The following is a 722-nucleotide window of genomic DNA, read 5'->3' as shown; positions in this document are numbered from 1 at the left end:
TTACAAAATTTATGTTTTACTTAAACTAACCAATCAGACTTTAAAGAAAATTTCTTAAAAATTGTTTTCAAAACAATTAAAATAAAGCCAAACACAACTTATAAAATTATAAAATCCTGAATTTCATAAATTATTCAAAAAACTATAAATATTATAAAATACAAAAAACTAAATACTATCCCCAACCCTATATATGGATATTCTACAACACACGCACCAATTCATGTTAACAATATTCAATTTACAACAAAAACCCAATATATAAACTTTATAAAATAATAAAATAAAGTTCTTCGAAAACGATGCTTCAAAAAAAAAGGTAAAAAATATAAAATAACCACCGATATAACTAAAGCGATTACTCCTCCAATTTTTCTAGAAATAGAACGTAAAATAGTATAAGCAAATAAAAAATATCATTCAGGTTGAATATGAACGGGAGTAACCAAAGGATTAGAAGAAATAAAATTCTCTACATCCATAAAAATATAAGGAAACAAAAAACAAATAAATAAAAAAAAACAAAAAAGAAAGCAAATCCAAAAATATCCCTAATTCTATAATATGGATGAAAAAAAACTTTATCATATACTCTTCTTAATCCTAAAGGATTTCTAGAACCTTTTTCATGAAGAAAAAAAAGATGTAAAATCACAAAAAATAAAATTACAAAAGGTAATAGAAAATGAAAAGCAAAAAACCGAGTCAAAGTAGGATTACCT

1 protein-coding gene and 1 pseudogene are annotated in these 722 nt (G+C 23.0%); both read right to left on the bottom strand.

Going from position 1 to position 722, the window contains the following annotated elements; translation table 11 throughout:
- Positions 1-236: 236 nt before the first annotated feature.
- Positions 237-404 (bottom strand): annotated as a pseudogene (locus tag CWI75_RS18990) (hypothetical protein); the annotation flags it as partial.
- A 68-nt stretch (positions 405-472) separates the two neighbouring features.
- A partial coding sequence (locus CWI75_RS18190) for a cytochrome b N-terminal domain-containing protein (RefSeq protein ID WP_175580238.1) occupies positions 473-722 on the bottom strand: 250 nt, incomplete at its 5' end.

It is taken from the genome of Kineobactrum sediminis, assembly GCF_002868715.1.
Lineage (GTDB): Bacteria > Pseudomonadota > Gammaproteobacteria > Pseudomonadales > Halieaceae > Kineobactrum > Kineobactrum sediminis.
The sequence above is the reverse complement of the archived record's forward strand: the minus strand, read 5'-3'. Positions and strand labels throughout refer to the sequence as shown.